Below are 387 nucleotides of genomic sequence, written 5' to 3'. Positions count from 1 at the left end.
ATGAGACGCAAGAAGGCCATCGTGATCGGTTCGGGTATCGGCGGGCTCGCCATGGGCATCCGCCTGCAGAGCCTCGGGTTCGACACCTCCATCCTCCACGCGGGTGGCGCGCGCGTCGAGGGCGTTGTCGACGAGTTCGCGCACCACGTCGAGGGGTCGGGACACGACCTCGCCCGCCGCGATGAGGCGCGCGACGTGCGGGGGCAGCAGACGGATGGGCGAGGCGGTCAACTTGCCGTCATTATCGCGCTGTTTCGGGTTCGACTTCGTGACCCGCGTCCTGCACGCCCGCGCGCAGGCGGCGCTGCAGGTCGTGCAGGAGTTCGAGCGCCCGCAGGGGCGTCGTGCGGCTCAGGTCGAGCGAGGCGAGCTCGCGCGTCACGTCCT

1 pseudogene is annotated in these 387 nt (G+C 70.3%); it reads right to left on the bottom strand.

Features of this window, described 5'->3' with window-relative positions:
* Positions 1–231, bottom strand: a pseudogene (locus tag DEIPI_RS0112190) (hypothetical protein); the annotation flags it as partial.
* Positions 232–387: the final 156 nt, after the last annotated feature.

Origin of the sequence: Deinococcus pimensis DSM 21231 (assembly GCF_000519345.1) — a bacterium.
Taxonomy (GTDB): domain Bacteria; phylum Deinococcota; class Deinococci; order Deinococcales; family Deinococcaceae; genus Deinococcus_A; species Deinococcus_A pimensis.
This window is presented reverse-complemented; position numbering and strand designations above follow the sequence as displayed.